Genomic DNA, 25,485 nt, shown 5'->3' on the forward strand with positions numbered 1-25,485 from the left:
ATGTACGTAGATCTTGGTCTCTTTGCAGATCCAGAAAAGACCGAACGGGCAACTCCTCATCGCAGGCAAAAGGCAAGAGAAGAAGGACAGGTCGCCCAATCTAAAGATCTTAATTCCGCCACGGCACTTTTAGCGGTATCGGCTGTCGTTTATTTCACTTTCAGTAAACTTTATTATCAATGGGGACACATTTTTTTTGTCTTTACAGATGCCTTTGGTACAGATGGAAACCTTTCCGTAACGCAGGCAATGGGATATTTAACAGAGGCTTTTTCCATAGCACTCGGATGGCTCGCGTTAGTTATGGTGGCAGGCATTGTCGGAGCGGCAGTTCCATCTTTACTCCAGACAAGGTTTGCCTTTTCGATGAAGGCGATAATTCCAGATCTTAGTAAGTTGAACCCCATAGAGGGCATCAAAAGGATGTTTTCTCTGCGATCTGTCTTTGAATTCATCAAATCAATTGCCAAGATAGCGATAATAGGATACATCGGTTACATAACCATAATTGCCGGATGGAATCAATACCTTATGACCTCTCAGGAAAGCCTTTTAGATTCATCTGTTATAATAGGTAATATGATCTTTCAGTTGATCATGAAGGTAGGTCTTGCGTTGCTTGTGATAGGAATTCTTGATATCTTCTATCAAAGATGGGAATACGAGAGATCCTTGAGAATGACGAAAAAAGAAGTAAAGGACGAAATGAAGGATTACGAAGGGAACCCGTTGGTAAAGAGAAAGCAACGCGAAAAGATGATAATGATAGCAAGAAGCAGGATGATGCAAAATGTCAAAAACGCCGATGTGATAGTTACAAACCCTACACACATAGCCGTCGCGTTAGAGTACAAGGAAGATATGAACGCCCCAAAGGTTATAGCAAAGGGAGCGGGGGAGGTTGCCGAGAGGATAAAAGAAATAGGCTCAAAATATGGAATACCGATAATAGAAAATCCTCCTCTTGCCCGCGAACTTTTTAAAAGTGTTGAAATAGGAGATGAAATACCATCAAGGTTGTACAAAGCCGTTGCCGAGTTACTCGTTACAGTTTACAAAATGAAGAACGCGGTGTGATATGATATCGAGATACGGCGCATTTATCGTGGCAATAGGAGTACTTTTCATAGTACTTCTTATGATTTTGCCGTTAAATGGCTTTATGCTCGATCTTTTGCAGATAATAGATATAAGCATCTCCTCTATAGTTTTAATGGACGCGATGTTCATAAAAAGGGCCATAGATCTCTCTTCTTTCCCAACGCTTGTGCTTGTGATGACCTTGTTCAGAATAGCGCTTAATGTCGCCGCGACAAGAATGATATTGCTTGATGGTAAAAACTTTCCCGGTCATGTGATAATCGCTTTCGGAAATTTCGTTGTGGGCGGAAATTACATAGTCGGTATAGTTGTCTTCTTTATAATAGTTATAGTCCAGTACATCGTTATAACTCGCGGAACTGAAAGAATTTCCGAAGTAGCGGCCCGCTTTACACTTGATGCCATGCCCGGAAAGCAGATGGCAATAGATGCAGATTACAATGCCGGTGTGATAACGGAGAGCGAAGCAAAGAAAAGAAGGGATGAGGTAAGAAGAGAGGCTGACTTTTACGGTGCGATGGATGGAGCATCTAAATTCGTGCGCGGAGATGCGATATCGAGCATAGTCATAGTCTTTATAAACATAATAGGTGGTCTTATAATAGGAATGCTTATGCAACACATGAGCATAACCGATGCGGCTCAGACGTATACTCTTCTTACGGTTGGAGACGGACTTGTTGAACAGATTCCTGCCCTTTTGATGTCTGTGGCGAGTGGAATAATAGTATCGAGAGCGGCCTCTACACACGCGCTTGGAGAAGACGTTATCAAAGAACTCGGATCTGAGCCAAGAATTTTGATAATCGTTGGCGTGATAATAGCCTTGCTCGGAATTTTTACTCCTCTTCCAAAATTCTCGACGATTTTAATAGGAAGCATCTTTATACTTTTTGGAATTTTTGCAAGAAATTCTATGCCTGCTCCCGAAAAAGAAACTGCGAGTGGGCCATCTATATCCACAACTAAAACATCCCCATCTTCGGATGTCAGCGATATAATAAATACGGATACGGCAGAAATAGAGATAGGCTACAGTCTTATCCCGCTTGCCGATAAGTTTCAGGGTGGCGATCTGCTTGACAGGGTAACGATGGTTAGAAAACAAATAGCGTACGAACTCGGCCTTATGGTAAGTCCGATTAGAGTAAGGGATAGCGTGCTTTTAAAACCAAACGAGTACGTGATAAAGATCTTAGGAGCTGAAGTCTCGAGATTCGAACTCTTTCCAAACAAATTGCTTGCAATAAATTCATCGATGGTCGAGGCAAAGATAGAAGGAATTCAAACAAGAGAGCCTGCCTTTGGACTCGAGGCTTTCTGGATAAATGAAGATCAAAGAGAAAGGGCAAGAGGTCTTGGATATACCGTTGTCGATGCACCGAGCGTTTTTGCAACCCACCTTATGGAAGTTTTGAGAAGTCATGCATCGGAATTGCTTGGAAGGCGGGAGATGGAACTTTTGTTAGAAGGCATGAGACAAAAAATTCCATCTCTTGTTAACGAATTGATCCCTTCGGTTATGAAGGAGTATACTGTTAGAAATGTCTTAAAGAAATTTCTAAAGGAAAGAATCTCGATAAGGAATCTACCCGTGATCTTTGAAGCGTTGCTCGAACATGGTGACAAGAGTAACAACGTGCCAGAACTTTATGCCATAGCAAGGATCGCCATGAAAAGGCAGATAACAGAATCTGTCAAATCGGAAGATGGATATATACATGCTATAACTTTGTCACAAAATCTTGAAGAAAAATTAAGTGAAACACTATCTATTTCGGGAGAAAATAAAGTTTTAAATGTTAATCCAGAATTGATGTCTAAAATAATAGACAAGATATCCCTTTCGATGAAAAAGGTCATGGAAAAGAGAAGTACGCCAGTTATACTCTGTTCTTCGTCGATACGTGAGGCTCTTTTCAATTACATCTCGAGAATTTTACCCAAAGTATCGGTAGTCGCTTACGAGGAAATCACAGATGATGCGAAATTGAAAATAGAAGATATGATAAACATCGGAGGTTAAAGATGGAATTGAAGAAATACACCGCCCAGACTATGGCAGAGGCGATGATAAAGATAAAGGAAGAACTTGGGGAAGACGCAATAATAGTCCAAACGAGAAAGATAAAGCGCGGAAGTTTTCTCGGCATAGGAGGGAAAACCTATGTCGAAGTGATGGCAATAAAAGATGATGAAAAGGTTGTGAGAGAGGAAAAAAGAATGCCATCTCAAAAAACGATCGAAGAAGAGATCGCGGAAATAAAAATGAGCATAAAGGGGGTCAGCGAGAAAATATCCGAAGTCAGGATGACAGGACTCTTTCCCGAGCCTTTCGAGAATTTGAGAATCCGTCTCATAGAACTTGGAATGAATCCCTCCGAATCTTTTTCCATAGTAAGCGATTTGACTAAAAAGATGACGGTCGAAGACGCAAAAGACAAACAAAAGATAGAATTTGCGATTCGTCAATTGTTCGATAATTTCGTGAAAAGGCAAAAAGTGAATTTTTCATCGGGTCAGAAGGCCATTTTCATAGGGCCAACGGGCGTTGGAAAGACCACAACTATAGCAAAGATCGCGGCAAAACTTGGCCTTAAAGATAAATTGCCCTTGCTAATATTGAGTTTTGACACGTACCGAATCTCTGCGGCCCAGCAAATGAAGACATATGCCGATATCATGCATATACCATTCGACGTTATCTACACACCGGATCAGGCCATGGAGATAATCTCTTCAACTCCAAACAGAATAATCCTTATCGACACGGCCGGAAGAAGTCAATTCGACGAACTTAAGATATCGGAGATAGAAACCTACGTAAAGACTATAAAGCCAGAATTTGTTTTTCTTGTTATAGACGCAACAAAGAAAAGAATGGACGTGGAAGAGAATATAAAACATTTTTCGCCCATCGGAATAACACATGTAGTGCTTACCAAAATAGATGAAACCGTGTCCATTTTTGGACCGCTTATGGCGATCCGAGACTCAAAACCCGTTGCCTTTGTCACAAATGGTCAAAGTGTGCCGGGAGATATAATTTCTGCGGCAGATTTCGACTTTGAAGATTTCATTGTGAAAGAGGTTGTTGGCCGGTGAAGGATCAGGCTTCTGAATTGAGAGATCAGGTACATCTTGCGCGTATAATAACAACCGTGTCAGGGAAGGGCGGAGTTGGGAAATCTTTGATGACCCTTAACCTTGCAGTTGCTCTTTCGAATATGGGAAAGAGGGTACTTGTCTTCGACATGGATGTTGGGTTTGCGAATTTGAATATACTTGGAGGCATAGAATCCAGAAAAACATTGAAAGATTTCTTTGGAGGTCTTAAATTAAAAGATATTATAGAAAAAACGAAATACGGATTCTGGCTTTTAAACAGTGGAAACAGCGCAAATGATTTTTACGCTTTTCAATTTGGAGAAAGAGAGAGGCTTTTCTCTGAATTTTACGAATTCGTAAGTGATGTCGACTACATTCTTTTCGATACCGGCGCGGGATATTCAAAACTGTTAGACGACGTTTACACGGCCTCTGACGATTTTATCCTTGTCATAACTCCAGAGCCTACGGCCATAATGGATGGATACACCTTTGTGAAATTGCTTTCGATGAAAAAGCCAGATGGAAGGTTCTTTTTAGTGGTTAACATGGTAAATGATCTTTCGGAAGGAAGAAATATAATAGAAAGGTTTGAAGACGTAGCACAGCGTTTTTCATCCTTGAGATTTGAAAAGGGATTTTCGATTCTCAATGATTTGCAAGTTAAAAGATCTGTAAGAGAACAGACACCTTTTGTCATCTCTTACAAAAACATTCAGCCTTCCCTTGCGATCCTCGGCCTTTCTTCTTTTATAAATGGTAAGGTAGATCAGGTCTCGGATAGAAGAACCTTTGTAGATAGAATAAAGAGTATATTCGGATTGAGGAGATAAAATGCCGTTCTTTTCGGAAGAGATAGGCATAGACAAGATAAAACCAGGGCTGCCTTTAAAGATAGAGATAAGTTCAACGCCGGAATTTTCAGGAGGAGAGTTCAAGTCCACCATTGCAGATGTAGAAGGGGATATTATAAAGGCCGGTATGGCATCTTTGAAGGGAAGATTCATTCCCCTGCCTGTAGGGATGATAGCGAGATTGCTCGTGACAGATCAAAGTTCTATTTACGTGCTTTACGCCGTCGTCGTTGAAAATACCGAGGAAAATAAAATGCCAATAACCATATTCAAAATAAGAAGTAAAATAAGAAGGATACAAAGAAGAAGGTTTTTAAGAATAGAATTTGTCACGAGAGGTACCCTTAAGGTCGCAGGAACAGCAGAAACCTTTGAATTCATGACAAAGGATGTAAGCGCCGGCGGGGCGAGGATTTTAACTCCCGCACGCATAGAAACGGGACAGATCGTCTCTTTGAATTTTAAACTCGATGAAGAACTCAACTTTGAAAATCTTCAGTCCCAGATCGTGCGAAGTGTTGAAAATGAATCATCAGAATTAAGGGAATACGGAGTTATGTTTTTGAATTTACCGGCCTCTGTCGAAGACAAAATAACACGCTTCGTTTTTAAACTCGAATTGAAGTTAAAAGGAGGAAAAACAGATTGAAGTGGAAAGATGTGGTTAATCCAATGCAAATGGATGTGCTAAAGGAAATAGGAAATATAGGAGCCGGAAATGCGGCAACTTCTCTATCCACGATGATAAGCAAAGAGGTCGAGATAGATGTGCCAACCGTAAAACTCGTCGATCTTTCTGAGATTTATGAATATCTCAAAAATCCAGAAGAAATAGTTGCATCCACGATAGTCGGAATAAAGGGAGAAGCGCCCGGAAAGATGCTTATGAATTTCGACTCCGACTCGACCAAACATCTTATAGAACTGCTCACGGGACAACGTCCAGAAGATCTCACGAATATGAATGAGATGGAAAGATCTGTTATCTCGGAGATCGGAAATATAATATGCTCGACTTACGTTATATCTTTGTCGAATTTCACCTCGCTCTTCCTTGAAACAGAAGTTCCGATTCTTCTCGTGGACATGTTTGCTGCGATAATCTCGGAAACATCTATAATGGCGTCTAAAGAATACGATGACGTTTTGATGATAGAAACGATTTTAAAGGTTCACAATGGCCAGAAATTGAATGGCTTTTTGACGATGTTCCCTGAACCCGGAAGTTTAGACGTGATCTTTAAAAAACTTGGCTTGAGTTGATAAAAGATGGAAGAAAAGTTGATAATAGGTATAGGAGAATTCAAAGTTGCAAAAAATCCGGCTATTCTCGTAACTTTGGGACTTGGATCGTGCGTTGGCGTGTGTCTGAGAGATAAAAAATCCCATATCGGCGGGATGATCCATGTTATGCTTCCAGAATTAAAAGATCAGGGTGGGAACCCAGGCAAGTACGCAGAACCCGGCATAAGGGTGATGGTAAATGAGATGGTCAAAATGGGTGCAAATGTCAGAGACATGGAGGCCAAGATAGCCGGAGGTGCTTCTATGTTCGAATCAAAGGGCTTCGAGATAGGTAAAAAGAACGTAGACAAAATAAAAGATGTCTTAAGGGATTTGGGAATAAGAATTTTGGCCGAAGACACAGGTGGAAATAGGGCAAGAAGTATAGAATACAAAATAGAAGATGGAACTTTGATGATAAAAAAGGTTGGCGGGAAGGAAAGCATTGAAATCATCCAGATATAGGACCTTTTTTTATCTTTTTTTGATCTTTACCGTCTTTTTCTTTTTGATAAATATACTTGGAGGATGGGATATAATTGGATCGGCGATAAGATCTCTCATCTCGGCCGGAATCATTACTTTTTTGATTTACGTTGTTTACAAAGTGTTGTTAGAAAGAAAGGGTGGGTTGAAGGGACAACTTTTTGACAAGAAGGATTCAAAAAAGTAGGTGAATTATGGCAAATTACCTCGATAAAGAAGAATTGGCGAGAGAGTTTTATCCTCTCGTGAGAAAGATAGCCTACGATCTTGTCCGATCTCTGCCTCCTTCGATCTCCGTCGATGATCTCATCCAGGAAGGGATTATAGGGTTCTTAAGTGCCATTGAAAAATTCGATCCTCAAAGGAATCTAAAGGTTTCAACTTACGTAACTTCAAGGATAAAGGGAGCGATGTTAGATTATCTGAGATCGATGGACTGGATGCCGAGAACTCTTAGAAAACAGATGAAGGCCATAGAGAAAAAAAGGATTGAAAAATTGAATGAAGATCCGCAAAAAGCTCCCGAAGAGGTAAATTCAGAAATAGCAAGGGAACTCGGCATGGAAGTAAAAGATGTGGAGATGGTAGAAAGAGAAATATCGAGAGATCAGATATTATCGCTTGACAAGTACTTTTTTGAAGAGGAAGGAGAAGAGAATTTTTCTTCAGACGATGAAGGACCGGATAAGGCCTTTGAAAAACAAGAATTAAAAACCAAACTTGAAAAGGCAATTCGCAGTCTAAATGAGAGAGAGCAATTGATACTTTCTCTCTATTACGAAGAAGAATTGAATTTTAAAGAAATATCAAAGGTGCTCGACATAAGTGAATCGAGAGTGTGTCAGATCCATTCCACCGCTCTTTCGAAGATCAAAGAAATGATCAAGGAGTGGGTATGAATGTTAAGACCTATAGACCTTCAGGTTGTGATAGTAAAAAGCGTTGATAACGCTCAAAACACGAATTATGCCCAGCAATCGATCATCGTTTCCCAGCAGGTTGTTTCGATGGAAAATGAGGTTAAGAATGACAGAAATGCAAAGCGCGTAACTGCACGCGAAAGATACGGCAATGATCCTTCCAAAAGTGCCACAGACGCTCAACAGAATGGTAAAGATATCGAAAATAAAAAGGATAAGATCGGTGAAAAGATCAGCGACCCTTACAGGGGAAAGGTGATAGATATACGCCTGTAAAAGTTGAAGAATTGGAATCTCTTTCTCAAAACCTCTCCATAAAGGGAGATAGGATAAATTTTTACTCTTCCGGTACATTAGGCCTTCTCTCTGTAGTCATGAAAATCCAAAAAATCAATATGGGCGCTCTCGTCGTTTTGCCAAATCATAGAGAGGTAAGATCATTTCACTCGAACCTTTCAGAGGCAGGAATAGAGAGTTTGATACTTTCGGATTTAAATCTTTTGCCTCTCGAGAGTGCTGAGCCTATGAAAGACGATCTTGCGACGAGAGTGGAAGCACTTTACGGAATCATTTCTGGCAAGATAGTAATAGCAGATATCATGGCAGTTTTAAAGAAAACATCTCCGGCCGAATTCATAAAGAATGGTCTTAGGCTTTCGACGGGAGGCTCTATACCTTTTGATATCACAAAAATGCTTTTTGAATTGGGATACACGCGCACTCTTACTGTAAGAAGTGTCGGAGAATTCGCAATAAGGGGAAATATAATAGACATCTTCTCGCCCGTTGAAGGCCCCATAAGAATCGATACCTTTGACAGAGATATAGAATCGATAAGGATATTCGATCCACAAACGCAAATAAGCGTGAAAAATATCGAATCGGTAACGATATATCCGGCAACGGAATTTAGGCACGATGAAGAGAGTTTCGAGATCGCCAAAAAAAGACTTGAAGGATATCCCCAGTTGATTGAAAATTTTCAAAGTCTTTACGGCATGGTAGGCCTTTTCTGGAAGGACTCCCAATGTGCTCTTGATCTTGTCCCTCCAGATGAATATCTCGTCATCTATGAAGTGGAAGAATGTAAAAAATATTTTGAGGATTACGAGAGGGAATTGAAGGATATATACGGCGATCTCAGACTTGTAAAGTCATTTGCATATTCGGATATAGAAAGAATCGATGGAAATAAAAAGATCATCTACGTCTCTTTAAATCCTCTCAAAATACCGCTCGATAACGTTGTCGAGTTCAAGGCAGGAATGGCTCCTTACAGTGTCGAACATGTATCTTCTCAAAATGCTTACGATTACATTCAGGAAATAGAAATCAATGAACCTGTTGTGCATGAAGACCACGGAATAGGAATATACCGCGGCACAGAGATCATTGAAGATACTGATGGAATGCATGAATACCTCAAAATAGAGTACAAAAATGGTGCCATTCTTTACACGCCAATAGAAAAATTCACAAAGATAAGCAAATACGTAGGATCTAACTTTGTACTCTCAGACATAAATGGAAAAGAATGGAAAAGTTTGAAAGAAAAGGCCCGAAAGGACATAGAGGATCAGGTAAGAGAATTGATAGAACTTTACGCAATGCGAGAAGAATCGAAGGGATTTTCATTCATGCCCCAGACCGAACTCGAAGAGGCCTTTTCAAAGAGTTTTGGCTATATCGAAACTCCAGACCAGATGAAGGCCATTCAGGAAGTTTTCGAAGACATGGAATCGCCAAGGCCCATGGATAGGCTCGTTTGTGGCGATTCCGGCTTTGGAAAGACAGAGGTTGCAATGAGGGCCGCCTTTAGGGCCGTCGCCAACGGAAAACAGGTTGTTCTCCTTGCACCGACTATGATCTTGGCAAAGCAACACTTCGAGAATTTCAAGAAAAGGATGGAGCCTTTTGGAATAAAGGTCGATTTGATCTATTCACAGACGGCGGAATCGGAAAAAAAGAAAACGATAGAGTCAATCGCGAATGGAAAATCAGATATCGTAATAGGCACTCATGCACTCCTTTCAAAAAAGATATCTTTCAAAGACATAGGTCTTCTCATAATAGACGAGGAACAAAGATTTGGAGCAAGGCAGAAAGAACATCTTAAATCCTTGAAATTGAACGTTGACGTGCTTACCCTTTCGGCAACACCTATCCCGCGCACGCTCTACATGGCACTTTCAGGCATAAAGGCCATCTCGGTCATAAGCACGCCACCCATCGGAAGGGTACCGCCACGCATTTACATAACGAGATGGAATGAGAAGATAGTCACAATGGCCATTTTAAAAGAGATAAATCGTGGCGGACAGGTTTTCTACATTCACAACAGAATCGAAGATATGGAAAAAATAGTCGAAAAACTCAAAAAAATGCTTCCTTCCGTAACGATAGCGACTGTCCACGGAAAGATGACCAAGCGTGAATTCGAAGAGACCGTTAATGGCTTCTACGCTGGCAAGATAGACATGTTAGTTTCCACAAGTGTCGTTGAAAATGGTGTGGACGTTCCAAATGCAAACACTCTCATAGTGGATGATGTGGAAAGATACGGTATGGCACAACTTTACCAGATAAAAGGCAGGGTTGGAAGATCCTCAAAAAAATCTTACATATATTTCATGTACACAAAAGAACCGGGAGAGACGGTCATGAAAAGGCTAAAAGCGATAGAGGAGTTCAACGAATTTGGAAGTTCTCTAAACCTTGCTTTAAAAGATCTCGAAATAAGAGGGAGCGGAGAGGTGCTCGGGTTAAAACAACATGGTCATATAGACGCAATAGGACTTCAGATGTATAAAGAGATACTCGAAGAAACTATAAAGAAGATGAGAGGAGAAAAGGTCGAAAACAGAAATTGCGATCCGGACATATCGCTTCCATCTTCGATCTTGCCCCAGAACTACATCGAGGACACGATAGAGAGGATGAAGATATACAGAAGACTTGCTTCGGCAAAAAGCGTTGAGGAGGTAGATCAAATAGAAGATGAGGTTGTAGATAGGTTTGGAAAATTTCCAGATCATGTCCAAAATCTCTTTATTCATTCAAAAATCAAGGCAATCCTGTGCGATCTCAAAATAACAAAGGTGAACTCGAATGGCGGAGATGTGGAAATAATCTTTGGTGATAAAGAGAGTTTGATGAATTTTTCTAAATTTGCCAAGACCTATTCTTTAAATCTTCAAAAAAATGGTATGATATTAACCGGTGTCATAAAAAATGGAAAGATCGAAAAACTTTTGAATTTACTCATTGAATATAAAAAACACCTTGAACAGAAGGAAGGAGTTGCTTGAAAAGATGGATTGGATGAGAAAACACACGGCCGTCGTTATCTGGGTAATAGTCGCGGCTTTTGGAGTTGGAGTTGTGTGGTGGAGCGTAGGGGCTTACATAGGAGGGCAGGGATCGGTCCAGAGTGCGAGTCAGGCCCCATCTCCTTCGCAGGCAATAGCGCTCGTGACAAAGAATGGAACGCCCCTTTCATACCAGTACTGGATAATGCCAACGGATTTCAACAATTACATGCAAAATGTAAACAACAATTACAAGAACACCTACGGGCAGGATCCAGATCCTCTCTTTGTCGAGCCACAACTCGAGTTAAATGCCATAAATACCCTTGTGGATCAGAAAATCATCGATTATTTCGCCAAGCAAAGCAATATAAGTGTTTCGAAATCAGATGTGGATAATCAGGTTAACTCAATAGTAAATCAATACAAAAATAATCCACAGGTTTTGAATTACATAAATCAACAATATGGATCTCTTCAAAATTTTGAAAATTACATAAGACCGCAGGTAGAGGAAAATCTAATAACTCAAAGGGTCATGTCCTTGGTTGTGAACGTAACGCAAAATGATGTTAAAAATTATTACGAAACGAACAAAGCGACAATAGAAAACACCTACGATCAGGTCAAAATTGCCCATATATCTCTTTCCTCTCAGGCTACGGCACAAAAGGTTGCGAGTCTTATAAAATCTGGATCCTTAACGTTTACAGAGGCCGCCAAAAAATACTCCCTCGATACCACAACATCGGCAAGCGGTGGAGAGGTTGGATGGCTTACAAGGCAACAGGTACAATCTGCACTCGGTAGCGGTATTTTCAGTGCCACCCCGGGATCGGTCATCGGCCCTATTCAGACTAATTACAGTTGGGAGATCGTAAAGGTCGAGGCCAAAAAACTGTACGACAATTTCGATTCTATCGTTCAGGCGACGAGTATCTACAACACACTTGTAAATGACGTCAAACAACAAAAATTCAACGAATGGCTTGCAAATTACAAAAATCAGAACAAATTTTCATACCAACTTGAAGGACAGGTACTTCCTTACTTTAAAGAATATTACTCTATACCCGCAACAGATACCTCAAGGCTCGAACAATTCATTCAAAATATGAAATCGTACATATATCCTTCAAATCAGGCAACGGTCAATACTTCTGTTGATCCAAGACTTCTCGCACTCTTTGTAACAGCACTTGAACAGTACAAATCGGATCTGAGTACGCAATATGCTCCTGTCTTAAGTTATCATGCCAACAAGGGAAGTTTCCCTGCAACGTACGTTGGGGTTCCCGTTGATGTCCTTCAAAAGCAACTTAACGAAGTCCAGAACAGCCTTAACACTGCCACAGGTACAAAGTTCACAAAGTTATTCAACGAACAGACAGATCTTCAGACGGCAATAAATTTCAACAAAGCCGTTCAAGCACTCAACAAAGAAGGATACACCACAGATGATCAGATAAGTGCCCAGTACGACAAATACACAAACCTTATTTCTCAAATAAACGATCAACTTAAACAGGTACTTACCGCAATATATCAACTTGTTCCGTATTCGACAGTGGCAGTCTCAAAACTCTACAGCCTCGATCCTTCGAACCAACAGGTTGCCTTAAGTTATTTCCAGAACCAATATAACCTTCTAAAGCCCATAATTTCCAACCCGCAGACCTACCAGATGTACGCGTCCCAGATAAATCCGATGTTCTCCTACGTTGTATCTGGACTTCAAAGTCTGTCTTACACGGCACAATCGACATCCATAAAGCAGGGAGCCTTGGTTACTCTTATAAGCATTGCGCAGGATCTCAACAGTCCACAACAAGAATTGACATATCTAAAACAGTTAAAGGCAGTCAATCCTAATTATCAGGGAATCGATCAGGTCATCGCCCAAGTTGAAAGCATGATAACGCCAAAATCAACTTCGACGAAATCTGCCACAGTTTCTTCGGCTTCTCCTGTTGCGACGAATTTAATTCCTTCTCCTCAGGCAACCCAGTTTAAATAGACAAATACGAAAAGAATAAAGCACGCAATCGCGTGCTTTATTCTTTTTCACATGTCTTAAGGAAGTTAAGGAAGATTGGATGCGGGCTTGATATCTTCGATCTGTATTCAGGATGGAACTGAACTCCTATGAAGAATTTTTTGTTCTGCAATTCTACTGCCTCTGCGAATTTGGATGTTGCCGAGATAAACAATTTATCAGATTTATCCAAGGAAGAGATTTTGAAAATATTTTTGAAATCTTCTAAATTTATCTCGTATCGGTGTCTGTGCCTTTCTTTTACAGTTTCTTTTCCGTATATTTCGTAAAGCCTGCTACCTGACAGGATCTTTATCTCATCAGATCCAAGTCTCATTGTTCCTCCAAGATTCATCTTGCGCTTTTGATCTTCCATAAGGTCGATTACGGGATAGGGTGTCTGGGGATCGAACTCAGTTGAATTTGCCCCGGCAAGTCCGGCTACATTTCTTGCGTATTCTATCGTCATAAGTTGCATTCCAAGGCAAAGACCGAGAAGAGGGACATCATTTTCTCTTGCATATTTTATGACATTTATCATTCCCTCTATTCCTCTTTTTCCAAACCCTCCCGGTATTATTATTCCATGATAGCGCCCGAGTTTGTCTCTGACATGCTTTTGATCTAAATTTTCAAGAGATTCTGCGTCTATCAACTCTGGCTTTTTGTAACCGCAAAGGAAGACACTTTCAAGGACTGATTTGTAAGCGTCATCAGTTGCGAGATACTTTCCAACCATCGCTATCTTCACGTCTCTTATAAAGTCTGGATAATGCCATTCAAATGATTTGGAAGGGGTGATATTCAATTTATGCATTATCATCCCATCCATACCCTCATCGTGTATCTTCTGAGGGATAGAGTATATGTTCGAAACATCTTCAAGGCCAAAGACAGAATCTATTTTGACTCCTCCGAACAGCGCAACCTTTTGAATCGTTGACTCAGGCAATTTTTCCTCGCTTCTTAGAACGATGAGATCGGGAACAATTCCGGTTCTTCTCAAAAGTTGAAGCGAATTTTGGGTAGGTTTTGTTTTAAATTCATTTGTTATCTTAAGGTAAGGAATGTAAGTTACGTGGACAAAAAGAAAGTTCTCCCTTCCAACATCCATTGAAAATTCTCTTACCGCCTCAAGAAAGATTTCGGACTCTATATCTCCTACAGTGCCCCCAATTTCTATGAGGATGACGTCTCCTTTTAACCTTGCAAGACGGGCCTTTATCTCATTTGAAACGTGAGGTATCATCTGGACCGTTGCGCCAAGGTAATCTCCAGCCCTTTCTTTTTGAATGACACTCGAGTATATCTGACCGGCCGTGATATTGTTAAATTTGGTCATGTCTCTGTTTAGGAATCTTTCGTAATGACCAAGGTCAAGATCTGCCTCATATCCGTCATCAGTTACAAATACCTCGCCGTGCTGGTTGGGATTCATCGTACCGGCATCGACATTCAAGTACGGATCTATTTTAAGCACCTCAACGTCAAGACCGTAAGATTGAAGGGCCGCACCGATTGAGGCCGCCGTTATGCCCTTTCCTATTCCGCTTATGACGCCACCCGTTATCGCTATGTACTTCACGATCATTCACCCATTATGATTTCTATGTTTTCAAGAACTTCCTTTAAATTTTTGAAGGTGTAATCGGGCTTCGAATCTATCTTTGGATTGGATTGAACACCTTCTATATATATAGATTTTATTCCGCATCCCTTTGCACCAAGAATATCCGTCTCGTAGGTATCCCCTATCATCGCAACCTCATCGGCCTTTATATCCATGATCTCGAGTGCCATTTCGAATATGTGTTTGAAAGGCTTTCCAAAATAAAGAGGGGTAACGCCTGTTGCGTAAACGATAGGGGCTGCCAGCGACCCGGAGTCTGGATAAAATCCATCTTCCTTTGGCAAAAGTCTGTCCGGATTTGCAACCCATAAAGGCTTGCCGTCCAGTATCCATCTGATGGCCTTCGTCAATTTTTGGAAATCGTATCTTTCATCGTAGCCGACTATCACAACATCTGGCTCATCTGTCACATAACAGCCAACATCGAAAAGTTCATCTATAAGCCCTTGCCTGCCTATAACAAAGGCTTTATGATAACCTTTCTTTTTGACCTCAATCGCTACCTCATATGGAGTACTTACAACCATCTCCATCGGGACCTCTATCCCCATCCTCTTTAATTTTTGGGAATAATACTTTCTGTGAAAACTTGAATGGTTTGTGACAACACAGTGGGGTATATTTTCTTTTTTGAGATACTCAAAAAATTCTTTTGATCCTTCTCTAACGGTATCACCTTTGTAAACAACGCCATCAAGATCGATCATAAAACCTTTTACCATGATAACCTCCCGTCAATTACATCTCCGCACTATTTTATCACTAAACCTTTTTCGGTTAAAATATATTTGATGGCAAAGATAAAGAGATGTGATCGCATGATAACAACAATTCAAATGGAACTTTCAAAAATTTCAAAGATAAAGATAGGCCCTTCCGCCACCATTTACATGGCCGAAAATGCTTTTGAATACGCGAAAAATCCGGTCTTTGTAACAGACAAGATCGTGCTTGGAAATTGTTCAAAAGTTCTAATAGGGGACAACGTCAAAGATGTGATAATAAACGTGGATCAAAATCCGGTAATAGAACATTACGGTGAGATTTTACACGTTAGCAGTGGCCTTAAGGTGGACTATCTTATGGAATACCTTTTGAAGCATGAAATTGGAGGGCCACAATACCTTGCAGGAATTCCAGCAACGATTGGGGGGCTTATCTGGATGAACGGAGGAGCCTTTGGCCATCATATATGGGAGGACATTCTTTACATAAGGGCCATAGATCTCAACGGTAGAATAATCTTTTTGAATCGAGAAAATGTCAAATTTTCTTACAGATACAGCGATCTTAAATCTTTCGGGGTGAAATTCATAGTCGATGCTTTTTTAAGGATCCACAAAATGTCTTATTCTGAAATTTCGAAAGAGATCTCAGAAAAGATAGAGTACAGAAAAGTCCATCACCCAGTTGATTATCCATCACTTGGAAGTACCTTCAAAAATTCCCCAGATATGCTTGCGTGGAAGGTAATACAAGAAATTGGTCTCGTGAACTACAGAATAGGGGATGCGAAATTTTCTGAAAAACATCCGAATTTCATAGTTAATCTTGGGGATGCAACTTTCACAGATGTAAAAACTCTTGTCGAGTGTGCGATGGAAAGATCACTTAAAAAATTGAATCTAAAAATATCTCCAGAAATAATTTTTATCGAGTGACATATTCTCACCACTTATAGAAATGGGAGAATTATTGCTTAGATGGGCATTAAATTCCTTAAAAATCCTTTAAATTATCTAAAATTGGCGGATTAATTCTCGAATAGGTGATTAAAGAATATAATCTTGTCTTTGGTTAGATTTTCTTCAATTTTCTATATGTTTTGTTGCTTGAAGATAAATTAGTTTATTGCTACAATAAATTATGTACCATTTTCATTTACGGAATCATGAATAAGGGGATGAAAATTATCGAAATTAAAAATAAGATCAAGGGAAAGATAATAGCAGTAATAAGGGCAAACACCCCCGAGATGGCCGAAGAAATGGCCGAAACGGTTTTAAAAAACGGAATAGAGATCGTCGAAATAACCTTTACAGTTAACGGAGCAGTCGAAGTCATTAAAAATTTGAGAAAAAATTTTCCTGATTTTGTGATCGGTGCCGGTACTGTTACACGGTTAGATGAGGCCAGATCCGCTCTGAAGGCAGGAGCGCAGTTCATCGTCTCGCCCTGCGTTATCGAAGAAGTCGGAGAATTTTGCAAGACAGAAAATATCTTTTGCTCTTTGGGTGCACAGACGCCGACAGAAGTTTACAAAGCATACCTTCATGGCGGAGATATCGTCAAATTATTCCCGGGAGAACTTTTTAATCCATCGATTATAAAAATACTTCACGGCCCATTTCCTTACATAGATTTTATGCCCACAGGCGGGATAAACAAGGAAAACGCAAAAACATGGCTTGACAGCGGCGCATTCGCACTTGGTGTCGGAGGATACCTCACAGGCGGCATTGGCATGGGGAATCTTGACTTGCTTGGTGTGAGAGTCAGAGAACTTTTAGAAAGCGTCAAAGGTTGAGTATATGGCAGACGTTGTAACTTTTGGAGAGCCGATGGTGCTTTTGGCAGGAGACAGAGACAAAATCTACGATTCAAATCATTTCACAAAATACATCGCAGGGTCCGAACTTAACGTTTCCGTAGGACTTGCAAGGCTCGGACATGACGTGATTTACGCTACCAAACTCGGTGAAGATCCATTTGGAAGATACATATACGATTTTATCAAAAAAGAGGGTATAAATCCCTCTTACATCAAATTTGATTCTTCCAATCTTACTGGCCTTATGTTCAAAAGCAAAAAAGAAAATGGTGATCCCGAGATCTTTTATTTCAGAAAGCACTCGGCAGCCTCATTCATGGATCAAAAAGATCTTGAGTTTGTAAAGTTATTGAATCCAAAATTCATTCACCTTACAGGTATAACCCTTGGGCTATCAACGAACACACGAAATGCTTTTAATTTTCTTTTGAAGATTGCAAAGGGGAAAAATGTACCCGTCATCTTCGATCCAAATTTGCGTCCTCAACTTTGGAAAGACAAAGATGAAATGGCAAAGATTATAAATGATGCAGCCTTCTCAAGCGATATTTTTTTGCCCGGCTTAAAAGAGGCCGAGATTCTGACAGGACTTTTAGATCCAAAAATGATAGGTCATTTCTACATTGAAAAGGGAGTAAAAATCGTTATTATCAAAATGGGAGAGAAAGGCGCATTTGTAATTTCAAAAGATGAATCTTACGACGTTCCCGCTTTTCACGTTAAGGTCGTTGACACGGTCGGAGCCGGAGATGGATTTGATGTCGGAATAATAAGTGGCCTTTTGGATGGCATCTCACTTAGAGAAGCAATTGTGAGGGCTAATGCAATAGGTGCGATGCAGGTTATGACGCCCGGAGACAACGACGGATTACCTAATCGTGCAAAGCTTGAAGAATTTCTGAGAGGTGCAAGATGAAAATTGTATTTAGATGGTTTGGATCCGACGATAGAATAACACTTGACCAGATAAAACAAATTCCCGGAATATACGGTGTGGTAAGTGCTATCTACGATGTGCCGGTAGGAGAAGTGTGGCCTTTTGATAAGATAAAGAGATTAAAGAAACAGATAGAAAATTCTGGGCTGAAATTTGAAGTAGTTGAGAGCGTTAACGTTCATGAAGACATAAAACTTGGCCTTCCTTCAAGGGACAGATACATCCAAAATTACAAAACCACGATAGAAAATTTGAGTAAAATCGGAATAAAGGTCGTATGTTACAACTTCATGCCTGTCTTTGATTGGACAAGAACAGATCTGAATTTCAAACTTGAGGATGGCTCAAATGTACTCTTTTACGATGACGATAAAATAAAAAATTTAGACCCCGCCAGACTCGTTGAAGAGATGGAAAAGCATAGCGGTGGATTCTCTTTGCCCGGATGGGAACCATACAGACTAAAGGATTTGAAAAAACTGTTTGATCTGTACAAAGATATGACCGAAGAAAGACTTTTTAAAAATCTCAAATATTTCCTTGAACAGATAATTCCTACGTGCGAAAAATGTGATGTAAATATGGCAATTCATCCGGACGATCCACCGTGGTCAGTTTTTGGTCTTCCAAGGATAGTAAAAAATTACGATGACCTTAAAAGAATAACGGATGCCGTCAAAAGCAAGTACAACGGCATTACATTGTGTACAGGCTCGCTTGGTACAAATCCCAAAAATGATCTTGTCAGGATGATAAAAGATTTCAAAGAAAGAATCCATTTCGTACATGCAAGAAATGTGAAAATCCTGTCCGAAAAGAAATTTCACGAAACTGCGCATCTTTCTTCGTCTGGATCGATAGACCTTTTTAAAATAATGAAATCTTTGCATGAAATAAATTTCGATGGATATATCCGTCCGGATCACGGAAGAATGATATGGAACGAAACTGGAAGGCCAGGTTATGGACTTTACGACAGAGCACTTGGTATAGCGTATATCAACGGATTGAATGAGGCGATAGAAAAAGGATGTGATACGAATTGAAGACAAACTTAAAAGATAAGATTGCAGTAATAACAGGTGGAGGAGGAGTCATAGGATCGGTCTTTTCGAAGGCTCTTGCGGTCGAAGGAGTAAAGGTTGCTATCCTGAACAGAACACTTGAAAAAGCACAAAAAGTAGCGGATGAAATAAACAAAGATGGCGGGACGGCCATCGCGATAAAGTGCGATGTGTTGAATGAGAGAGAAGTCATAGATGCGAAAGATAAAGTTTTGGAAATTTACAAAGGATGCGATATTCTGATCAATTGCGCAGGTGGAAATAACCCAAAGGCTATAACGTCGAAAGAATTTTTTGAAATTTCGGATATCGGTAAAACAACCTTTTTTGATTTTGACATGAAGGATTTTGAATCTGTCTTAAATCTCAATTTCATGGGCACTGTTATACCTATAAAAATCTTCACAAAAGAGATGGCAAATAGAAAAGGCGCAACGATTGTCAATATTTCCTCGATGAGCGCTTACGTTCCTATGACGAAAGTGCCGGCATACAGCGCGGCAAAGGCAGCGATAAATAACTTTACCCAATGGCTCGCCGTCTATTTGGCCAATGTCGGAATAAGGGTAAATGCCATGGCTCCAGGATTTCTCTTAACCGAACAGAATAGAGATCTGCTCACAAATAAAGACGGAACACCTACTGAAAGATTGAAGAAGGTTATTGCAAATACTCCCATGCGACGACTTGGAGACCCACAAGAACTCGTCGGAACGTTGATATGGCTTTGTGATGAAAATTTGTCAGGTTTCGTTACGGGTATAACTGTGCCTGTAGATGGAGGTTTTATGGCTTATTCAGGAGTTTGAGGAGGTGGTAATGTGGGTAAGATCAGGAAATTGATCGTTGTGAGTGTAAGTCTATTACTTGCAATGATGGTATTAGGTATGACTGGAAATGTCATTGTCAATTCTTCCTTCGAAAGCGGCAGTACATGGGGCTGGTCTCCATTCGGAAGTGCAACGCTGATCGCAACTTCAACGAATCCCCACAGTGGCGAATATTGCCTTTACACGGCGGGCAGAACGCAGAGTTGGATGGGGCCGAGTTATAACCTTTTTGGGTTGATCTCACCGGGAGAAACTTACAAAATCGATTTCTGGGTGAGGTATGACGAGGGGCCTCAATCGGCACAATTCAAAGCGACAGTCAAAACATCTTCGAATAACGGTGCGTCTGACTACATTCAGGCAACGAATCCAACTTCTGTCCAGAAAAATGTATGGACAGAAATATCAGGAGAGTTTTCTATCCCGAACGGAGATTATTCAGGCATCGTCGTGTACATTGAATCTCCTGGTTCGACGCCGAGTTTTTATCTCGACGATTTTACGATTACAGGAGAAATTTCACAATCAAGTCAAAATATTCTCAACAATCAAAGAACACAATTTGAAGTCGCAACAACACCTGTAAGCGAGTATTTAAAATCGATCCCTTCTTTGTATGAAAGCCTTTCCAAATATTTCCCAGTAGGGGTTGCCGTAGAACCATCACAACTTTTGCCATCAAACCCGCACTCGCAGATTGTCGCGAAGGAATTCAACATGCTTGTTCCAGAAAATGTCATGAAACCGGAATTCATCGAACCGAAGCCGGGAGATTTTACCTTTGAGAACGCGGATGCCATAGTTGATTACGCGATATCCCATAACATGACGATGCGCGGGCACAATTTTATATGGTATCAGGAGACTCCAAACTGGTTTTTCGAAGATCCATCCAACCCTTCGAAGCCCGCTTCAAGGACGCTTTTGCTCGAGCGCATGAAAGCACTTATCACAACGACGATGAAGCATTTCGAAGACAAATATGGATCGAAAAATCCAATCAAATACTGGGACATAGTGAATGAACCCCTCAACGACAACGGGACTCTAAGAGAAACACCGTGGCTAAAGATAATAGGACCGGATTATATCGCAAAGGCTTTCGAATATGCGCATGAAGCGGATCCGAACATAAAACTTTTCGTCAACGATTACGGACTTGAAAATGACGGTGTAAAGGCACAGGCCATGTACGAACTTGTTAAAAAACTAAAAGATGAAGGAGTTCCGATAGACGGTATAGGCATAGAATGCCATATAAACATAAACACTAATTTAGACAAACTCAAAGATGTCATACAAAAATTCGCATCTTTGGGGGTTGAAGTTCAATTCACCGAAATAGACATGTCGACGCTCGGCGATACTTCCAAGTCAGCCCTTTTGCAACAGGCAAGACAGTACAGAAAACTTTTTACCATCCTTGAAGAAGAACATAAATACATAACGGCCGTCGTATTCTGGGGTATCTCCGATGATGTTTCATGGCTCGGATCTCAAAACGCACCTTTACTCTTTAACACTTCTCTCCAGCCGAAGCCCGCATTTTGGGCTATCGTGGATCCTCAAAAGGCACCCATGAATATAGTGAATACGCAAATTCTGAATACTCCCGAAGGAACTCCATCAAGCACGGACTGGTCAAAATCTCTCGACTTCAAGATACAGCCATTTACAAATGTCGATACTTTTATCAAAGGTGTTGGAGCAACAGCAAAGATCAAAACTTTGTGGAATAAAGATGCTCTCTACATACTTGCGAATGTATCGGATACGACGCCATCGTCGAGAGACAACGTCGAATTCTTCATTGGAAACAGATCTTACAGATTCTTCAGAGGAAACTTCATCGGCAGAAATGCAGAAGAAACAAATTATGCAACCGGGTATGACATACAGTTGACACTTCCTTTAGATGAAATCGGCTTAAATGGGAAGATTGGAAATCACATTGGATTCGATGTAAGGGTTAACGACTATGACAATTCGAGTTTAAAGTCTGTCACAGCATGGAATGATTACGCAAATGATAAAGAAGATCCGGCACACTACGGTCAGTTAATGCTTTCAGAAAAATCGCAGGTATCCTATTCCATTTACGGGACTCCGGCGGGAATATCCGATCCGTTATGGAATGAAGCGCAGGTCATAAAAGTTGATAAATTCATCAAAGGCGACTCCGGAGCCACAGCAACGGTCAGAACTTTGTGGGATAACAGGTACCTTTACGTACTTGCAAATGTATGGGAAAAGGATTTGAACGCTTCAAATTTACTTCCTTACAGACAGGATTCCGTTGAAATTTTTGTCGATCGGCACAATTACAAAACGTCTTATTACACAGACGGAGACGGCCAGTACAGAGTGAATTTCGAAAATGCCCAGAGCTTTGGACCGAGTACGGATTCTTCTGGATTTGAATCCTTTGCAACCAAAACGGCAACAGGCTACATTGTGGAGATGAAGATACCTTTGAAAATAATACCCAAAGTCGGAGACGTGATAGGCTTCGATGCATTAATCAACGTTGCCGGTCCGGGAAATGACAGCCCGAGAAAGGCAATCATCATCTGGTCGGGATACGCGAACACGCTTTACGAAGAGACACAAAGTTTTGGAAATTTAATGCTTGTAAAGCAATTACCTTAAATAAGGAGGTCATTTTATGAAGTTCAAATTTTTAATCCTCATGGTAGCCTTGATAGGCATCTTGAGTATCGGCTTTGCGGATGTTTCTTATCCGTATCTTACCCAGTACGGCCCTGCGATTGTCAACTGGGGAAGTAACGTAAAATACGGAGGAACACTGAAAATAATACTCGCCTATGGTCCTCTTCAGTACAGCCTTAATCCGTTTACGGGAAGTGGATCTACCTTACCAACAAATTTAATTTACGAGTCGTTATTCTATATTGACATGAGCGGAAAAATAACGAACTTTCTCGGCACATCCTATAAATGGATGAACAACAACACAGAATTGGATGTCACAATCCGCCAGGGTGTCAAATGGTCAGACGGAGTCCCATTCACACCACAGGATGTGGTCTTCACATTCAATTATCTAAAGGCCAATCCCGCAATAGATTTGAATGGTATCTGGGCACCTTCGAATGACCTTGTCAGTGTAACGGCAAGTGGAGATACAGTTATCTTCAAACTTTCTAAGCCTAACATGTCGATCTTCCAATATATTGCCGGAGAACCAATAGTACCCGAACATATATGGGCAAATATTTCAGATCCTTCCAAATACACAAATCAAAATCCTGTGGGGACAGGGCCATTCCTTTTCAAGAGTTTTGATCAGCCAACGAATACGGTAACGTATATCAAGAATCCTAATTATTGGATGGAAGGAAGACCGTATATTGACAGCATAGTTTACACTTCTGTTGATTCCAACAATGCATGTACTCTTTCACTTATAAGACATGAATATGACATATCCAACCTTTACATTCCAGACGTTATGAAAACCTACGTTTCACACGATCCAGCAAATAACAAATATTGGTGGCCGGTTGTTGGAAACAATTATCTCGATTTGAATACCACAAAGTATCCATTCAATATCCCAGATTTCAGAAAGGCTATTTCCATAGCGATAAATAGAAAATTTGTTTTAGACAGTTTGTATTTTGGCACTTTTGAAGAATTCGATAATCCAACTCTCATAACCTATCCGCTTCGCTCATGGCTTGATCCAACTTTGACACCACTTGCTTCATCGCTTGTTGAATATAATCCGCAGAAGGCTCAAGAATTACTCGCATCAATAGGATTCAAGAAAAATGATCAAGGATTGTTAGTAGGACCGGATGGAAAAGTGCTACCATCGTTTACACTTAATGTAGTTTCAGGATGGACTGACTGGATACAGGGAGCACAAATAGTAGCCAAAGAACTTGGATCAATAGGACTGCAGGTCAATGTGTCCCAACAATCATTTGGACAATATTACTCTTCTTTGCAAACAGGGACATTTGATATGGCGATAACATGGCTCGATCCGGGAACAAATCCTTATAACGCATATTATTTTGCTTTTAGTCCAAATCAGACTGCACCAATAGGTCAAAATGCCGCTTCTAACTTTTCAAGATATACAAATCCACTCATAACAGATGCTCTTGATGTTTTCAATTCAACATCTGATCCGAGAATACAAAGACAGGCTATATATGCAATAGAAAGAATAGTCCTTGACGATATGCCATCAATTGCTCTGCTACCAGTTCCAATGTGGGACGTTTATCAAACAACAACTTTGACAGGTTTCCCAAACGATCAATATCCTTATTATCTTGCAGGATCTGTACAGGTAAATCTTGAGATACCGGCATTGAATATCCATCTTAAATAATTAAGAGGGGGCACTAACCCCTCTTTTATGGAGGAAAAGAGTGGAGATAGGAAATACTTTTATATGTTCGATAAAAGACGATAAAAAAGCGATAATTACCTTTACTTTTGATGATGCACTTTATAAGCCCGCCATATTCTTTAGTTCTGAACTTTCAAAAAGAGGCCTAAAAGGCACATTTGCAATAACAACAAACTTCGTTCGTGACTCTAATGGGAATGATGTCAACGGCACCTGGGAACAGTGGATAAATTTGATAAATGCCTCTAAATTCGATGTGGCAAATCATTCCAAAAGCCATTTAGATCTGACCAAATTAACACCTGAAGAACTTGAAGAAGAGATAAATCACGCGAGAAAGATTTTGATCTCAAAATTCAAAGGGCAAAAAGTCTTGTGCATGGTAAATCCTTTTAACGCAACGAATGATGTCGTTGACAAAAAAATTTCTGAATTTCATTATGCGGCAAGAAATGGAATTGAAGGATACAATTCTATCTCTCCACCAGATAAAGAATGGCTAAGGCTAAACTATAAAGGGATTTATCACGACACCTCTGCCACTGAAATGAAAAAATGGATAGATGAGTCTATAAAGAATAATCTATGGCTTATAGAGATGATTCACGGAGTAAATGGCATAGGATGGGAAGCAGCTCCAGATAATGTCTTTCGGGATCATTTTGACTATGTATCAAGTAAAAAAGAAGAAATCTGGAATGCAACCTTTGAAGAGGCAACTATGTACATCAGAGAAGTTCAGAGCACATCTATAAATCTCAAAATCGAAGATCGGAAAGTAAATGTAAAATTGAAAAATAATCTACAACCTTATTTTGATTACCCTTTGACTTTAAAAACCATCGTTCCAAATGAAGATATAAAATTAACCTCAAATGGAAGGTATATACCTTTTAACATTAAAAGGGAAGAAAACAGGATCTTTGTGTATTACGAAGCAATTCCAAAACGTGATGATATTTCAATTTTGTTTTAGAAAGGAGTGAAGTT

22 protein-coding genes are annotated in these 25,485 nt (G+C 40.2%); 20 read left to right on the forward strand and 2 right to left on the reverse strand.

From position 1 onward, the window contains the following. From flhB to ATHSA_RS00740, 12 genes are read left to right on the forward strand one after another with little or no spacing between them, the layout of a single operon-like run. Positions 1–1,077, forward strand: coding sequence for a flagellar biosynthesis protein FlhB (gene flhB, locus ATHSA_RS00685; RefSeq protein ID WP_161847276.1), 1,077 nt, complete (start codon positions 1–3; stop codon positions 1,075–1,077). 1 nt (position 1,078) lies between these two features. Beyond that, positions 1,079–3,127 (forward strand): flagellar biosynthesis protein FlhA, encoded by a 2,049-nt coding sequence (gene flhA / locus ATHSA_RS00690; protein WP_161847277.1) that lies wholly within the window; start codon positions 1,079–1,081, stop codon positions 3,125–3,127. 2 nt (positions 3,128–3,129) lie between these two features. Then, positions 3,130–4,206 (forward strand): flagellar biosynthesis protein FlhF, encoded by a 1,077-nt coding sequence (locus ATHSA_RS00695; RefSeq protein WP_161847278.1) that lies wholly within the window; start codon positions 3,130–3,132, stop codon positions 4,204–4,206. Further along, the gene (locus ATHSA_RS00700; RefSeq protein ID WP_161847279.1) at positions 4,203–5,042 is read left to right on the forward strand and encodes a nucleotide-binding protein; all 840 of its coding nucleotides are present in this window, start codon (positions 4,203–4,205) and stop codon (positions 5,040–5,042) included. Before ATHSA_RS00695 ends, ATHSA_RS00700 begins: the two co-directional genes overlap by 4 nt. Position 5,043: 1 nt before the next feature. After that, positions 5,044–5,712, forward strand: a complete 669-nt coding sequence (locus ATHSA_RS00705; RefSeq protein ID WP_161847280.1) for a flagellar brake protein — start codon at positions 5,044–5,046, stop codon at positions 5,710–5,712. Continuing rightward, positions 5,709–6,326 (forward strand): CheY-P phosphatase CheC, encoded by a 618-nt coding sequence (gene cheC, locus ATHSA_RS00710; protein ID WP_161847281.1) that lies wholly within the window; start codon positions 5,709–5,711, stop codon positions 6,324–6,326. The genes ATHSA_RS00705 and cheC overlap by 4 nt, the downstream gene beginning before the upstream one ends. Before the next feature lie 6 nt (positions 6,327–6,332). Beyond that, on the forward strand, positions 6,333–6,812 hold the full coding sequence (gene cheD / locus ATHSA_RS00715; protein ID WP_161847282.1) for a chemoreceptor glutamine deamidase/glutamate methylesterase CheD: 480 nt from the start codon (positions 6,333–6,335) through the stop codon (positions 6,810–6,812). Next, positions 6,793–7,020 (forward strand): hypothetical protein, encoded by a 228-nt coding sequence (locus ATHSA_RS00720; protein ID WP_161847283.1) that lies wholly within the window; start codon positions 6,793–6,795, stop codon positions 7,018–7,020. The genes cheD and ATHSA_RS00720 overlap by 20 nt, the downstream gene beginning before the upstream one ends. A 7-nt stretch (positions 7,021–7,027) precedes the next feature. Next, on the forward strand, positions 7,028–7,732 hold the full coding sequence (locus tag ATHSA_RS00725) for a FliA/WhiG family RNA polymerase sigma factor (protein WP_161847284.1): 705 nt from the start codon (positions 7,028–7,030) through the stop codon (positions 7,730–7,732). Next, positions 7,733–8,029 (forward strand): hypothetical protein, encoded by a 297-nt coding sequence (locus ATHSA_RS00730; protein WP_161847285.1) that lies wholly within the window; start codon positions 7,733–7,735, stop codon positions 8,027–8,029. A gap of 11 nt (positions 8,030–8,040) precedes the next feature. Beyond that, positions 8,041–11,061 carry a transcription-repair coupling factor gene (gene mfd / locus ATHSA_RS00735; RefSeq protein WP_161847286.1) on the forward strand — a complete coding sequence of 1,007 codons (3,021 nt, stop codon included), beginning with the start codon at positions 8,041–8,043 and terminating at the stop codon, positions 11,059–11,061. Beyond that, a complete protein-coding gene (locus ATHSA_RS00740) occupies positions 11,036–13,078 on the forward strand; it encodes a peptidylprolyl isomerase (RefSeq protein ID WP_232060098.1) in 2,043 nt (680 codons plus the stop codon). The genes mfd and ATHSA_RS00740 overlap by 26 nt, the downstream gene beginning before the upstream one ends. 37 nt (positions 13,079–13,115) lie before the next feature. Here the strand turns inward: ATHSA_RS00740 and ATHSA_RS00745 are convergent, their stop codons facing one another. Both ATHSA_RS00745 and ATHSA_RS00750 read right to left on the reverse strand, forming a co-directional pair. Further along, entirely contained in the window at positions 13,116–14,687 is a 1,572-nt protein-coding gene (locus ATHSA_RS00745) for a CTP synthase (protein ID WP_232060099.1), read from the reverse strand. Beyond that, positions 14,684–15,448, reverse strand: coding sequence for an HAD-IIA family hydrolase (locus ATHSA_RS00750; RefSeq protein WP_161847288.1), 765 nt, complete (start codon positions 15,446–15,448; stop codon positions 14,684–14,686). The genes ATHSA_RS00745 and ATHSA_RS00750 overlap by 4 nt, the downstream gene beginning before the upstream one ends. 69 nt (positions 15,449–15,517) lie before the next feature. On the opposite strand from ATHSA_RS00750, the gene murB reads away from it, so the two are divergent. From murB to ATHSA_RS00790, 8 genes are all read left to right on the forward strand, one after another. Further along, positions 15,518–16,387: a UDP-N-acetylmuramate dehydrogenase gene (gene murB, locus ATHSA_RS00755; protein ID WP_232060100.1), complete on the forward strand. Its 870-nt coding sequence runs from the start codon at positions 15,518–15,520 to the stop codon at positions 16,385–16,387. 242 nt (positions 16,388–16,629) lie between these two features. After that, complete coding sequence (locus ATHSA_RS00760) at positions 16,630–17,253, forward strand: bifunctional 4-hydroxy-2-oxoglutarate aldolase/2-dehydro-3-deoxy-phosphogluconate aldolase (protein WP_161847290.1); 624 nt, start codon at positions 16,630–16,632, stop codon at positions 17,251–17,253. 4 nt (positions 17,254–17,257) lie between these two features. After that, on the forward strand, positions 17,258–18,193 hold the full coding sequence (locus ATHSA_RS00765; protein WP_161847291.1) for a sugar kinase: 936 nt from the start codon (positions 17,258–17,260) through the stop codon (positions 18,191–18,193). After that, entirely contained in the window at positions 18,190–19,260 is a 1,071-nt protein-coding gene (gene uxuA / locus ATHSA_RS00770; protein WP_161847292.1) for a mannonate dehydratase, read from the forward strand. The genes ATHSA_RS00765 and uxuA overlap by 4 nt, the downstream gene beginning before the upstream one ends. Next, positions 19,257–20,087 carry an SDR family oxidoreductase gene (locus ATHSA_RS00775; protein WP_161847293.1) on the forward strand — a complete coding sequence of 277 codons (831 nt, stop codon included), beginning with the start codon at positions 19,257–19,259 and terminating at the stop codon, positions 20,085–20,087. The genes uxuA and ATHSA_RS00775 overlap by 4 nt, the downstream gene beginning before the upstream one ends. Positions 20,088–20,099: 12 nt before the next feature. Then, positions 20,100–22,757 carry an endo-1,4-beta-xylanase gene (locus tag ATHSA_RS00780; protein ID WP_161847294.1) on the forward strand — a complete coding sequence of 886 codons (2,658 nt, stop codon included), beginning with the start codon at positions 20,100–20,102 and terminating at the stop codon, positions 22,755–22,757. Positions 22,758–22,773: 16 nt separating this feature from the next. After that, the gene (locus ATHSA_RS00785; RefSeq protein ID WP_161847295.1) at positions 22,774–24,474 is read left to right on the forward strand and encodes an ABC transporter substrate-binding protein; all 1,701 of its coding nucleotides are present in this window, start codon (positions 22,774–22,776) and stop codon (positions 24,472–24,474) included. A 40-nt stretch (positions 24,475–24,514) separates the two neighbouring features. Further along, on the forward strand, positions 24,515–25,471 hold the full coding sequence (locus ATHSA_RS00790) for a polysaccharide deacetylase family protein (protein WP_161847296.1): 957 nt from the start codon (positions 24,515–24,517) through the stop codon (positions 25,469–25,471). The last annotated feature ends 14 nt before the right edge of the window (positions 25,472–25,485 follow it).

Origin of the sequence: Athalassotoga saccharophila (genome assembly GCF_009936215.1) — a bacterium.
GTDB classification, from domain to species: domain Bacteria; phylum Thermotogota; class Thermotogae; order Mesoaciditogales; family Mesoaciditogaceae; genus Athalassotoga; species Athalassotoga saccharophila.